This is a genomic window from Azospirillum sp. BE72 (assembly GCF_031455875.1).
GTDB lineage: Bacteria > Pseudomonadota > Alphaproteobacteria > Azospirillales > Azospirillaceae > Azospirillum.
Genome location: NZ_JAVDTO010000010.1, coordinates 206,953 through 220,986, shown reverse-complemented (window position 1 = coordinate 220,986; position 14,034 = coordinate 206,953). Strand labels below are relative to the sequence as shown.

At 58.1% G+C, this 14,034-nt stretch carries 8 protein-coding genes and 2 pseudogenes; 3 read left to right on the top strand and 7 right to left on the bottom strand.

Features of this window, described 5'->3' with window-relative positions; translation table 11 throughout:
• The first annotated feature begins 450 nt into the window (after positions 1–450).
• A pseudogene (locus J2Y49_RS22210) lies at positions 451–1,084 on the top strand (integrase core domain-containing protein).
• A 144-nt stretch (positions 1,085–1,228) separates the two neighbouring features.
• Here J2Y49_RS22210 and J2Y49_RS22205 read toward each other — a convergent pair.
• Positions 1,229–2,413, bottom strand: coding sequence for a glycosyltransferase (locus tag J2Y49_RS22205; protein ID WP_310117127.1), 1,185 nt, complete (start codon positions 2,411–2,413; stop codon positions 1,229–1,231).
• Between the two features lie 242 nt (positions 2,414–2,655).
• On the opposite strand from J2Y49_RS22205, the gene J2Y49_RS22200 reads away from it, so the two are divergent.
• Positions 2,656–2,838, top strand: coding sequence for a hypothetical protein (locus J2Y49_RS22200; RefSeq protein ID WP_310117126.1), 183 nt, complete (start codon positions 2,656–2,658; stop codon positions 2,836–2,838).
• Between the two features lie 90 nt (positions 2,839–2,928).
• Here J2Y49_RS22200 and J2Y49_RS22195 read toward each other — a convergent pair whose 3' ends face one another.
• The 6 genes and pseudogenes from J2Y49_RS22195 to J2Y49_RS22170 form a co-directional block, all read right to left on the bottom strand.
• Positions 2,929–5,223, bottom strand: coding sequence for a Wzz/FepE/Etk N-terminal domain-containing protein (locus J2Y49_RS22195; protein ID WP_310117125.1), 2,295 nt, complete (start codon positions 5,221–5,223; stop codon positions 2,929–2,931).
• A gap of 200 nt (positions 5,224–5,423) precedes the next feature.
• Positions 5,424–6,692 carry a glycosyltransferase gene (locus J2Y49_RS22190; protein ID WP_310117124.1) on the bottom strand — a complete coding sequence of 423 codons (1,269 nt, stop codon included), beginning with the start codon at positions 6,690–6,692 and terminating at the stop codon, positions 5,424–5,426.
• Positions 6,680–8,044, bottom strand: a complete 1,365-nt coding sequence (locus tag J2Y49_RS22185) for an O-antigen ligase family protein (RefSeq protein WP_310117123.1) — start codon at positions 8,042–8,044, stop codon at positions 6,680–6,682. The genes J2Y49_RS22190 and J2Y49_RS22185 overlap by 13 nt, the downstream gene beginning before the upstream one ends.
• Before the next feature lie 444 nt (positions 8,045–8,488).
• Positions 8,489–8,857, bottom strand: coding sequence for a hypothetical protein (locus tag J2Y49_RS22180; RefSeq protein ID WP_310117122.1), 369 nt, complete (start codon positions 8,855–8,857; stop codon positions 8,489–8,491).
• Between the two features lie 204 nt (positions 8,858–9,061).
• Positions 9,062–11,329 (bottom strand): pre-peptidase C-terminal domain-containing protein, encoded by a 2,268-nt coding sequence (locus J2Y49_RS22175; RefSeq protein WP_310117121.1) that lies wholly within the window; start codon positions 11,327–11,329, stop codon positions 9,062–9,064.
• Between the two features lie 518 nt (positions 11,330–11,847).
• A pseudogene (locus J2Y49_RS22170) lies at positions 11,848–12,129 on the bottom strand (transposase); the annotation flags it as partial.
• A gap of 682 nt (positions 12,130–12,811) precedes the next feature.
• Here J2Y49_RS22170 and J2Y49_RS22165 point away from each other — a divergent pair.
• Positions 12,812–14,032 (top strand): GNAT family N-acetyltransferase, encoded by a 1,221-nt coding sequence (locus J2Y49_RS22165; protein ID WP_310117120.1) that lies wholly within the window; start codon positions 12,812–12,814, stop codon positions 14,030–14,032.
• Positions 14,033–14,034: the final 2 nt, after the last annotated feature.

Sequence of the window (14,034 nt, the reverse complement as noted above, 5' to 3'; positions counted from 1 at the left end):
TAGGTGCCGCCGCGCAAGTAGATCGTGTCGCCCGGTTGCGCCAGGTTGTGGGCGTGCTGAAGCGAGCCAAAGGGCTGGGCAATGGTGCCGGCCTGGAACTGATCGGTGATTCCGTCCTGACTGTCCCGACCGGAAGGGGATACGTAATAGGTCGCCATCGTTGGGATCTCTCGTTGCGAGGTGATCCAGGCATGCGGCAGAGGGCCGCGCGCAAGCAGATTGCTCGTGCTGTTGCTCTTCTTACTAGAGTACGGTTTTCATCGGGTTCTCCGCACCAGCGGAACGCAACTTGAACATGGCTGTAAGCCCTCGGACATGAAAAGGAATGTTGAAACTTGTCGAATGCGCTTGCTCCTTCCGCTTCTGCCTGACGCCAAGCAGGCTGATCTGCTGACCTGAACCGCGCCGGGATTGTCGGAGGCCCCACTTCTTGAGAAACTTGGGGTCCTCATGACGAAACATGCATCCCCCAAATACGCCCCTGAAGTCCGTGAGCGCGGGGTTCGGATGGTGTTCGAGCACGAGGGCGAGCACGCCTCGTAATGGTCGGCGATCAGCTCGATTGCGGCGAAGATCGGCTGCGCGGCGGAGACGCTGCGCGGCTGGGTCCGGCAGACCGAACGGGAGCAGGGCGAGCGGCCCGGTCCGAGCACGAATGAGCAGGAACGGATCAAGGCGCCGGAACGCGAGAACCGTGAATTGCGCCAAGCGACCGAGAACCTTCGCAAGGCGTCGGCGTATTTCCAAGGGCAGCGGTCTCATTCACCACTCGAACCCCGGATCGCAATACGCTGCTATTCGGGACACCGAGCGTCCCACCGACGCTGGCGTCGAGCCGTCGGTCGGCAGCGTCGGCAACTCCTATGACAACGCCTTGGCCGAGACGATCAACGGCCTCTACAAGACCGAGGTGATCCGATGCCGTGGACCAGGGCGCACCCCGGAGGCCGTCGAATTCGCCACCCTGGAATGGGTCGACCGGTTCAACCACCGGCGCCTCATCGAGCCCATCGGCAACAGTCCTCCCGCCGAGGCCGAAGCACGCTACTATGCTCAATCCGAGGACGTCGCCATGGCGGCGTGACTCAACACAAATGGCCTCCGGAAAACCCGGTGCGGTTCAATGCTGTAGCTAAATCAAAGGTTTATCGGCAATCTGACCGTGGGTGTGTTTGCTACCGAATACCGCAGGACGGCGACCTGACCGGCTGCCGAGCAGCCGGGTCACTCACCGGATGGATACGGTCCGGGAGACGGTGGCCGCCTTGATGTCGTCATCGGGCGCCTCTGCCCCACCCATCATGACCGTCCAGTAGCGGTCCAAGACGGCATCGGTGGTGAACCTTTGAACCGCGCCCTTCAGATAAGCCGACGGCAGTGGATCGCGGAGCACGGCCTCGATCGCTCCAGCAAGCGCCGCCACATCGGCGGTGGGAACCAAGTGGCCATAATGACCATCCATCAAAATCTCGCGTGGACCGCTCGGACAATCGGTGGAGACCACCGGACAGCCGGCAGCCATGGCTTCGATAAGGACCGTTGGCAAACCCTCCCAGCGTGACGACAGCACCAAGGCGCCAGCACGCGCCATATAAGCTGCTGGATACTGCACGTACCCCGGCATGTCGATGCTGTCAGCTAGGCCGAGTTGTCTTGTCAAAGCAAGGAGTGCCTCGCGTTCCGGACCTTGCCCCAGAATGATGAGCCGGACCGGGCAGCCGCGGTCGTGAAGCAACGCGCAGGCCTTGATCAACGTGGAAAAATCCTTTTGCGGCACCATGCGCCCGACGCCCAAAAGGACCGGCGGTTCTCCATCCGAAAACCATCGATGCTGGACCGGCTCTCCGAACGAGGCTAGCAAATCCTGAGTGATCACTGGATTGGCGATGACGCCAATGCGATCCACCGGAATTTGCAGTTGCGTGGCAATATCGTCCCGGACCCCGGCGGACACGCACAAAATGGCGTCGGCGCGGCGATAAAGGCGCTTCATCAGCCATGGCAGGGCATGGCGGTCGATCCATGAAATCGCGTTGTCCCTGTTGCTGGACAAATGGCAGTGTTCGGCGACGATTATACGGGTGCGGGTGCCGGCAAGAGCGGCGGCCATAAGGGCGGCAGCGTTGGCATGTGACATCGCGGCCGTCACGGAGACGGGCCTTTCCCTGCGGAGAAAGGCTGCAAGCCGTGGAACGGCCGACAGGGTACGCGTGCACCCAAGATCATGGAGGCGCACGGTAGCATCCAGCTTTGATCGGAACGGCCCCTGGCCCTTGGCGACGACGAGGTCAACAGCAGCCCCACGACGAACGAAGCCATTCACCAGATTGACGACGACCCGCTGAGCACCGCCGTCGCCTAAGTCTGGCAAAAAGAACGCATGTCGCCCAGAATACGTTGGATGGCTCTGCATGGTATCTCCAATCACATGCGTCTCTTATCTTCGTGACACCGCCGCCCGCGGAAGGGGGCACCTTCTCGGACCAGCGATGGGGCAACCCGTTGGCTTGACGCCCGAAGGCCGTGCCCGGCGGCCCCGGCCCCGTCTGATGGCCCGCTGTGGGCTGCGCCGGCGCAGCGTCCTCGCCGCTCGCCTCGTCCAGGGGGGCGGCCATGCTCGTGGCGCGGAAATCCGGCCTTGCTGGTGCTCGTCCGGTGCCAGAACGCCTGGAACGCCTTGTCGAGGCGGAGCAGCCCGGCGGCGCGGCGGCGCTGACACCGCCCCGCGCCAGCCGGTCGTCGGCAGCCTGCAAGGAGCTGGGGCGGACTGCCGTGTCGGCGGCATACCTCGATCCGTTGCTGCAGGGCCGCGTTGCGCAGATCGCACAAGGCCCCTGACCATCGCTTCCAGCGCCGCACATGGGGCGGCGTTGGGAGAAAGCCGGGGAACATGACGGAGCTGCCGTTCCGGGGCGATGGTTGCGGCCATCAGGTTCTGTAATACCGGGTAAGAGAGCCAGTATAGAGGCCGGAGTCCTTGTATCCGTACCGCCGGTTCTTCTTTACGTTGACACGAGTCAGCACCACGCCGGCCAGAGGAGCCCCGCAGCGCTCCAACTCCTTGAGCGCAACATCGGCAAGCTTCCAATCCGTCGATCCCCACCGAACCGCAACCATCGTCCGGTCGACAAGTTTGGCCAGGATCGGCGTTCCGGTGACCGCGAGAACTGGCGCGGAGTCAAAAATCACAAGGTCGTAATGCTGGCGCAGCTGATCGATGACGTCAACCATTTGCACCGATGACATAAGGCTGAATTCATCATCTTCCGGTGTGCCGGCAGGCAGAACGTGAAGCCCAGACCGCTCATCAATCTGAATTGCTTCTGAGAACGGGACTGCACCCGCCAGCACCTGCGCCAATCCAGGAGCGCTGGGCAAGTTCAAAAGGTGGTGCACCCGTGATCGATGCAGATCACCATCCACCAGCAACGTGCGGCGCCAGGTAGCCGCGGTCAGCGCCAGCGAAACGGCCAACGTGGTCTTGCTCTCACCGGGAAGCGCCGAGGAGATCAGGAGGCACTCACCGCGGCCCAGATTGAGGTGCATGTAGAGGCGGCGGACAGCCTCGGTGTAAGCCGTCTTGCGCAGCCGCAAAGGAGAACGGAAAAGGCTGCGCTGTACGGCCGGATCCGTTGGCACAAGACCAAGAGCGGGGGCCCCAAGCCACTCCTTGACCTGCTCCATGCTGCGCAACGATTGGTCTGAGTGCTCGATCGCCAATGCTGCTCCCGAGCCCAGAATAACCCCGATGACCACACCCATGATCACCAAGACGTTGGTTCTGGGATAAGACGGCGTTGCTGGCACACGAGCGCTCGACACCACTTGCGCTTCTGGCCTTTGGAAGCTGTCGATCTGCTGTACCTGTTTGGCTTGCGTCAGGTAGCGCTCCAAAATACCCCGCGCCACCGTGGCCTTGCGCTCCAAATCACGCAGCTGGATTGAGGCCTGATCGACTTTCATGAAGGCAGCCTTCGCGTCCTCCGTGGCTCCCACCAGCAACTGCTCTCTCTTGCGAGCGGCCTCCAGTTCCCCACGCAAGGAGGACAGCACCTGCGCGGTTTCCTCCTGGATCGATTGCTGTACAGAAGCGATTTCGGCGCCGAGCTGAACGCGTGTCGGATGGAGCGGCCCCATGGACTGATCCAGCTGCGCGCGCCGTGCCAACAATTGCGCTTTGCGATCACGCAACTGCTGCAGCCCCAACGACTGCCGCAAATCGGGCGAGCTGATCCCGTCACGGAGTCCAGACGCCAGATCAGCCTCGGCGGTGCGCAGGCGGCTTTCGGCCAACATGCGCAAAGCTTGAGCCTGGGTCTGCTCCTGGTTAAGGACAAGGAGCTTTTGCGACGACGGTGAGACTTCCCGCTCGCCGACAAGCCCATTGCGTTCGCGGAACTCGTGCACGGCGCTTTCCACCGTTTTGACCTCATCTTCCAGTTCACGCAGCCGCCCGTTGAGCCAGCTGGTGGCGCTGTCTGCCATCTTCTGCTTTGTCGCTTCACGGTCGGCGATGTAGAGGTTGGCGATGGTGTTGGCCGCCTTCATCGCGGCCGAGGGGCTGTCAGAGGTGTAAGCGATCCGAACAACGCGTGAACGCCCTTCCTGATTGACCGTCAAGCGGCTGGCGAACCGCCGGATTGCCAAGCCGCCCACATCCTCGGGCGCCGTGGCTGCTTCCGATGCGCTGAAGGGTTGCTGGCTCGATGGAGCGGGTGTCTCCTCGTCCGTCAAAGTCGAAAGCCAAGCCGGCCCCCAGGAGCGAAGGTTGGCCTCAAGCCATGCGATCGACGCCTTCCCCCAATCCTGAACGCGTTCGCTCCAACTGGCGAGGCGAAGCTCCCAAGAGCTGGGCTTGCGGCTCAGCTCCGGCAGTTCCTTGATGCCCAACTCATCCAAGGCCCTAGCGATGATGTGCGTCGAGCGGATGATCTCAATTTGAGTTTGCACCAGTTCGGCATCGGCCGGCGGAGCGGCACTCCTGTCCTGGCTGACATCGGGCAACTGCATATAACCCGGCTCGATCATGACCAAGGCCTCTGCCGTATATCGTGGCACGGCGTTCATAGCGAGGGCCCCGGCTGCACCGGCCGTCAGCAACGCGGCGCTGACGATCAAGCCGCTGCGCCGGCGCAGCCGGCGCAGTATTTCAGGCAGATCGACCTCGGAGGTCGGCGGCAGCCGCTTGTATGCACTGATGTGCATCTGAGGAACGTCGGTCATGCCCTATCCTCATCCTCTTGAGCGCATCGGGGAGGGAGCGGCAGAGGCGGCGTGGAAGCGCATGCCCTTGGCGTGCTGTTCTTAAGAGATCGCAGCGGACCATCCGAATGCCTCGCCACCTCGCTACGTATGCACATCACCATCACCCCCTGACCCGCAGCGTTGGATTGTGGAGACTTTCACTTCGGCCGCTCGCTGGATTAAATATCCGGTATGGAGCGAGGCGTAGTCTTGTTTATCAAAGGAAGCGCGGCAACTGGACATGTACTTGTCTCCAGTCCCGCGTCTTCAATTAGCATGTCGTAGAAGCCAACCACCCTTTCGATCATGCGCTCGACTTGGAAGATGCCGAAGACGCGGCGATACAGGTTGTCGCGCTGGAGCAGCAGCGGTTGGGGATCGTCGAGGAAAGCCGCCATGGCCGCACTCAACGCGTCGACGTCCCCCGGCGGCAGCAAGGCCTTGGCATGCGTCGGCCCAAAGATCTCCGGAATTCCGCCGACCTTCGTGGTTATGAGCGGCTGGCACGCGGCGGCCGCTTCGAGCACGATGTAGGGGAGCCCCTCAGCGCGGGATGGCACCACGAGGCAGCGGCCCAGGCGAAACGCACAAGACGCCGGACACACCGCCCCCAGCCACGCCACACGCTCAGCAATTCCCAACTGCGCGGCCAATTCCCGAAAGTATTCGCCCTCGGCTCCGTCACCGGCGATGGCAAGGCGCAGAGTGGGCCGGTCGTCGCAAAGCCGCGCGAACCCCTGCAGCAGGACATCCACCCCCTTAAGCCGCCTCAACTCGCCGACAAAGACGAAGTCGTAATGGCATTCGGCCAAGGGCGGCACGCCCCCGTCGAGGGCAAATTCCGAGGTATGCAGGCCATTGTAAACGACCCGGAAATGCCCGCCGCTGAGGCCCACTTTCGAGGCGTAGGTCGACATACTGGCCGTGCTTTCAAAAATGAGCCCGGCCGTCAGAGAGCGTAGTGCCCGCTCGATGCTGAGAAAGGTGAAACCCGCCAGCGACGTCTTGGAATAGTGCAGCGAGCCACCATGCGGCGAGTACACCGCCAGCGGGCCGCCCGGACGCGCAAGACATCTGGCCAGAATGCCACCCTTGGCACCATGCCCGTGGATGATGTCCGGGCGAATGTCCTTGGTGATCCGATGCGCCGCCGGCAACGCGACACAGTCGTTCAGATCCGGCGTGCGGGAGATCGGGACACGGTGCACCGCGATGCCGGCGTGCTTCGGCAAATCAGCCAGCTGTCTTTCGACGCCTTCGCTGTACTGGCCGGCGTCGCACAGAATGCCGACACGCATCCCACGCGCCACTTGGCCGTGCGCCAGATCAAGAACATGCCGAAACAGGCCGCCCACCGGACAGCGAAAGACATGAAGGACCGAGCACGGCTTACGCGTTTCTATCCTGCCCCTCCGGAGAGGCACAGCGTGGCGTGCTAGCGTGTGCATTCGTTTTCCTCCGACATGAGGCTTGCAGGAACAGATTCGCAGCCCGCAGCACGAGGAGTACTGCCTTCCCACGCACTCGCTTCCCGTTCTGCCGCTTCCCATGCGGCGAGCGCGGCAAGAAGGCCAATAAACACGTTGACCGGCCGGTCATCGAACAGATTGTGGTTAAAGAACGCGTATATAAAGAAAGCGATGGTGAACACCACGCCACGAGCGTCCCGGAGCCGAATGAAATGTGCGAACAAGGCGACGTACAGCACAACTGCCGAAATGAGCCCGGCCAAGCCCGCGCTGAGCCACAGTTCCAGGAACATGTTGTGCGGCCCGACTTCGTAGTAAAAGTGATAATAAAGCCCCCGCCCAAGAAGCGGCGACTCCTCGATCATCTCCAGGAAAAAGGCAAGTTTGCGCAGCCGCTCGTCATCCTGTACCGAGGCCACGTCGCCGCCCAATAGCTTCAGCAGCGAATCCATGCGACCCGACGTCACATAATATGTTGAAAACATCTCTTGTCCATTGATGAAAGAAAGGACAGTTGGACCAAGAACGGTTCCCACAAGGCTCAAGCCAAAAGCCAATCTCAAAAATGTCTGGAGACGGAGCGTGCCATTCTTTAGCATGATAATGATATACGCCGTCACGCAGACGAAATACACCAAAGCACCGGAACGTGACAGGGTGCAGTACAAGGCCAAGCCGGCGATTCCCCACAGGACTGTATCTCGCCAGAGAAAGCGCCGCCAATTAACCGCAGCGATAAGAGACAGGTTGACGACTTCGGATGCATAATTTGAGTTGAAAGCAAAGCCAGCGGCACGATCACTGAATGCGGCAAACATCCCAGGGTTTGCGATATCCATCGCAATGGAACCGGAAATAAGCAGCAGGCTAACGCCGGCGATTTTGCGATGGTGTTGGCGGAAAGTCGGAATGGCGACCACTCCAGTCGCCAAGAAGAACAAAATGAAATCGTACAGTGGAATATAGATGTATTCACTCTTTATCCAATAAGTATCGGGCAACCAAGCGCCGCTGGTGCGAACGATGGCGACCATAGCACTTGCAACCAAAACGGGAACGATGCCGGAATAGGCGAAGACCAACGAGCGACCGTTGTCGGCGTGAACACTGCGGACAAGGGCTATGGCGAACATGGCGCCAACAAGGAAGAGCCCCAGTTCCGTTGACCGGAGAGGCACCAAGCCTGCGGTCCCGGACCCCATGTAAGTGTCCGCCGAAGAGAGTACAACACTTAGGCCCATCAAAATGATGAGCACAGAAGCATCGCCACCACGATTATGTGAATTTCCGTTTGTGTCTGCCATCAGCTGCCTAGTGGTGGTATTCACCACTCCCCATTAACCTCAACAGCTTCACCATAATTTTGCCGATCTCCCGAAGCGATGGCAAGTGGCGATGGGGTTTGTTTGCCAGAGAATCAGTAGTATGTGACCAGCTGATTTGGTGGCAACTTACCGTCTGATAGTATGCTAGCGCCCCACTGCATAATCCTCTTTGTCGAAATCTATACGTTCTTTATTTCCTGATTGGGCCGCGCAATGCGCGCGTCTTGCGCCGGGCGGCGGCAATGGCGTGGGTGGTGTATTTTAAATTGACGGCAGAATACTGTGACTATGATTTTTGCTGAAGTTTTCTAAAATAAAACCTCGATTCGGCTTGGGACGAATGCCAATCGCTTGTGTGCGCGTGCTCCAAAACAGAGTGGATCAGCCCCTTCGAACCGTCATGGGAACGCGGAGTTCGGCAACAGTGCCGCTGGATTGCAGCAGGTGCTGTCAGGCTGCCGACCGCCGGATTTTGGCATGGCAGGGTGCCGGGCATGAACACGACGCCGCATTCTCCAAGTTCGGCCCGAGTTGCCAGGAGAATTTGGCCCGCACAGTGTCGATGCCCTGATTGGCGTATTCGACGACTGTGTCTTCCGGCCCGTTCATCCAGAAGGTATCATTTCCGAGCGCGCCAGCCAGACGATCGGGAGCGGCGTCGTCACCGGCGTAAAGCACATCGTCGCCCGAACCCCCATCCATAGTGTCGGCCCCGTCGCCACCGTCCAGCGTATCATTGCCGACCTCGCCGTACAGAAGATCTCTGCCGGCGTGCGCATAGATGAGATCGTTTTCCCGGAGCAACAAAGACGGTGTCATTGCTTGCCTTGGTCGAAAAGATGTCATTGCTATCTGTGCCGCGAAACCAGTTATTGGAATCGTTTACTCAGAAGCACCCCATCTTGCAACACTCCTCTTGCCGATACGCGCGGCATATCGTTTTTATGGAAATATGCAGCAAATAAGGATGGTGCCTTGACTGGAGAGCACTGTTTGACTTGCGGATAAACCCCTCAGACTCGCTCAGATGATAATGAGATCACTGCTACCCAGCCGCTGTTGGCCGAAGTCGCTGATCGTCAAGACAGGAACGTCTTGGCCCCTCTGTCGCACCGAGAGCAGAAGATCCTCTCCAACCGAGGACTGGAGAATGTCAGCAGGGCTCAGCCCCAGACCACCGAAGCCGATGATGTCAGAGCCGGGCGTGAAGTCGGTCAGCGTGTTCGGACTGTCCGGCAAGGCGGCCGCCGTCACCCAAAACAGGTCGTCGCCTGCTCCTCCAGTCATGGTGCTGCCGCCCGGCCCGGCGAACAGTTCGTCCGCGCCATCGCCGCCAAAAAGAAAATCCCCCTCACCGGCAAATAGGACGTCGCCATCGGGACCGCCGTACAGCCGGTTTCTACCCCCACCAGCCGCGGCATTGAGAACGTCCGCTCCACCCTCCCCGAAAAGTTGGTCATGTGATCCGGCCAGCAGTTCATCGTTGCCGGCTCCTCCGAACAGCAGGTTCGAGCCGGGCGACTGGGAGGAGTCGACGAGGTCGTTCCCAGCACCGCCGAGCACCGTAATGGACCCGCCGGACAAATTGATGACGTCGTCACCCGCCGTTCCAAATACCCGATCCGTTCGCCCCTGATTGAGGGCCTCGACATTCAAGACATAGCGCCCCACGCCGAAACCGGCAGAACCGCTGCCCTCAATATTTGGATCGTAGTTGGAGTTCGCGAAACCACTGACGCCGACGATGTAGGTTCCCTGTTCCGGCGCAGTAAATGTAATTCGCGAGTCCAGCCCATCTGAATCGTCGTTGTAAGCGAGTTGATTGCCTTGATCGTCGAATATGCGCAGGATCGTGTCTAGATTGGACACACCAGCATTGGCCGCGTCCGTATCGATCAGGACCCGCTGTCCCGGTGGAAGCCGGAACTTCACCAGGTCAACTTCATTGGGCCTGCTATCAACGCCAACATTATCGCCAAGGAAACCACTCAACGAGAGCTTTCTTTCCTGTCGGAGTTCGGCAGTAAAGTCCCCCGCCTGCTGAATTGTATCGTTGGGTTCTATGACATCGACTGTCTGGGACGGAATCAAGGCCGGGCGCAGAGTAGGATCCCCCTGCATGGTCATCCCGTAGAACCAGTCGACTTTCCAATCATCCGATGGGACGTCAGTTGGCGCGACGTTCGCGTTGAACCAGTCTTTGAATGCCTGCCCCATACTAGCAAGACCGCTTTGGGGAGAATAGAAATCCGCAAAATTCAGCATGCCGCCGGTTTTGGTACTGCCAACGGCATTGACGACATTGCCCTGCCCAAACACGTAGGCGCCGATCAGGTTGTCCGCCGTCGTATAGTCGGCACTGGAACAATTAAACATATTCAGGAAGCCAAAGCGTTTATCGATCTGAGCAACCTCTTGGCTTGTCAAAATCCCGCCGTCGACACCACTCACCGAATGGCCCGCTGACCAACTGTGGATCTGCTCGATCACAGTTTCGGCATTCTCACCGAGCGCCTGAATATAACGAGGCAGCGTTGTCCCGCTGGGGTTCCGGATGTCTGTGACATGACTGTAAAGCGATCCCAAGCTTTGCAGGTCTCCGACATAGGGAGACCAGTCGTCGTCGGCAAACCAGATCGCACGATCCTCATACTGAAGCGCGCCCATGCGGACGTTGTGGACCTTCTGGAAGTACGAATTGATGAGGTCTGCCTCGGTTCCGGCAATGATTCCCTGGAGGTTATCCGCAGACAGTCGTGACACGTAGATCTCGCAATCGACGTCGCCGGTGTGGCTGTCCAGCCCCTGCTCATTCAAGACATATGTTCCATCGAGATCCATGAAGTACAAGTCGTGGGGATAGGTTGTTTGAGAAGCTCCGCCCCAATTGTCTTCGCTGGTAAAATCGACATGGGGAATGTTGCCGACAAACAAAGCGCCTTCCAGCCCAGACTGCTCCCATTGCGCATGCAACTCGTCGCGTAGTTCCATATCGGAACCGTTCCAGGGCCGGATAGAGACATCATAGCCTTCGGCAGCGAGGTCCGCCGCATAGACGTCCAGTGAGCCCGCGATCTGTGGCATCAAGGAGGCTTCGACAAAAACGTCAAAGATACCGGTGTTCAAAGCCACGGAAGGTGCTTGGCGGCTTTCTGCATCGGACAGGTTTTCATTGAGAACGCCGGCACTAACGAGGCTCTCCAGCGAATTGGGCCCCTTGCCCTTAATCGACTGAATGGAGCGTTCAATGGATGCTCTATCGCAAATCTCGCATTCTTGTGCTCCGGTCATCGTTTATTCTCCCCCTGTGATACTCTTTACTGTCCAGCATAATGTTGGCACCCCATGAGATGCGGCACCTGCCGGGCAACGAGTTCACCTTCTGAACGGTCCCGCAATCTGCGGCCCTTAGGTCTTCACGCCGTTTGAGAGATAATTTGCCTTGCAGCCTTGTAGCACGGATGGTGAGGATTGAGGGACGAGGCAATGGGAGATGAGAGTTATCGGAGGTAGGTTTCGCGTATTGAAGTTGTGCATGTACTATTTTTCTCTCTGGCATGGACCAATACCACATCTGTGTCGCGTTCGAAGCTATTCCCTGTACAGGTGTGACCAGATACCTCCCCTTTGTAAGACAACATGTCTCCTTCGAGAGCTGGCACTGAATTTTTGCGAGCAAATCGGTGTCATTGGAGGGATTCCGTCAGGTGTCGCGCCAAGTCTGAGCTGACGATGCCGAAAGACGCTGGGCGGACGTCATAAATTGAGGACAGTTTTCAGAATCGTGCTCGGCGGGGCCGATTTCATTTTCAGGCGGTCATCGCCTTTGCGAACCGCTCGCCGAAGATGACGGCCATCTGCGCCTTGCCGGCCGTCCATTCCCGTGGCGGCATCTTCCAGTCTTTCTCGGCGCGGTTCAAGACGAGAAACAGGAGTTTCAGGGCGGCCTCGTCATCGGGGAAATGCCCCGGGGCCCGCACCGCCCGGCGCAGCTTTGAGTTCAAGGCCTTTATGGCATTGGTGGTGTAGAGGATGCGCCGGACCTCGCGGGGGAAGGCGAAGAACGGAATAACCTCCTGCCACGCCCGCCGCCCCAGTGTCAGCCTTGCTGAGTTATCCGGGCTAGGCGTTGCCACCGCCAAGCCCACCACTCCCTACCGGAAAGCCGGTGATCGGGCGCCGCAGTCGCCGCGCTGACGCATTTCTGCCACCAACAAAACTTAGGCCAAGTATTCATGTTTCCGCGAAGCCCACTGCCGCAATCTTCATCTATATGCGATCCGTCCGTTTGCGGCCTTGATAACCGATTGCGCATAGTTTGCGTCAGCGAAGCACCCCTAATGGTGTAATATGCGTTATGTTGTTGATTTGCTTGTTGTGTAGGTATAAAGGTCAAGAGAAGTCACTTGACAGCGCCCATTCCGCAAATGTCAAATCATACCTTCGGGTGGACCCGCGAGGAAAAGCAGGAAATCTGGCGTAGAATGGGCGGCTTCCAGAATATTGCCCAGAAAGCTTACCGATCCACTTATCAGATCACATTGAGTACATCGACAGCAAGAACGCTATAGGGAATATCCTAAACTTGATAACCTATGGCCCGCCAGTCTGCACCAATTGGGCAATCTGCTTTATGCAACAGTAAAAGCGAATCCAATCTCAAATAAGGATAAAATATTACAGTAGACAGCGAGACGGAGCAGATCCGTACTTATTGCGTTTGCGAAGAACGCAGAGACAGTCTTCCTTGTGCGTAGAAATAAGGAGGTCGTAATGGAAGGGCTTGGTGTTGACCTCTTCTCTAAGTCCGCCTTTCAAAATAAAAATGATGGAATACAAGATATTGTTGCGGTAACTGCGTATGATTTCGACGCTCTTCAACCTCATATTCCAGCATGGGACTCTCTTGCGTGGAATTCGCCTCAGATGTCCCCGACCTTGCTGCCAAGCTGGGTCGACGCGTTTCTCCGTCATCGCTTGCGGCGCACAGAGCGCTGGTGCTGCAGCTTTGCGTATTCTGGCGAGAGATTGATTGGGGTTTTGCCGGTCATCATCACGCCACACCGTATTTTGGGACGGAATCACCCAACTCTTCGCACACCCTATGATGAGCATACGCCATCTGGAGACATTCTGCTTGCCCCGGGTCAAGCCGCCGGCGCGCTCCAAGCCTTACTTGCACAAATACGCCGGGAAATTCCGACGCATGTTTGCATCGAGTTGAAGCGTGTGCGTCAAAGCTCCCCAGTGATGGTCGCCGTTGAGCAACCGTTGGCCGGCTATATCATGCGCCACGGCCTGACGACCAAAGGGTCCGTCGTCAGACTTTCAGGTCCCTCCAGCTTTGGTGTCAACAGTATCAGCGCAAAAATGCGCAGCAATCTGAAGCGTAGGCGAAAAATGCTCGAGAGCAGGGGGGGCGCTTCGTTCGAACTGCAGACGGGGTCGGCGGTCGAGCCGGACATGCTTTCAAAATTTATGGCAATTGAATCGTCGGGCTGGAAAGGGCGAGAAGGGACGGCCATTTCCAATGGACCGGAAACGACCCTGTTTTACAAAAGTATAATTGACAACTTTTTCGCTCATGGACGCTTGGAGTGGCATATTATTCGTGTCCATGATCGAATCATTGCTATAGAAATGGGACTTCGATGCGGTCATTCCTTGATGATACCGAAAATTGCTTATGATGAGGCTTATGCCGATGGCTCCCCTGGCGCCATTCTAACGGAAGAGACCATCAAAAGTTCTATTTTGCGCGATGACGTTGCGGAGATCAACTATATGAGCGATGAGGACTGGCATCGTTATTGGCATATGGAGCGAGACGATTATGTCGATGTATACTTGGTGAGGGATAGCGTAATTGCCCGGTCATCCGCATTTGCAATCATCATGGAAGAAGTCATCATGCGAAAGCACGTCAAGAAGATTGCCAAAGAGATATTGCCGGACGGTATCATCAGATCGCTGAAAAAACTCAGAAATCAATGATT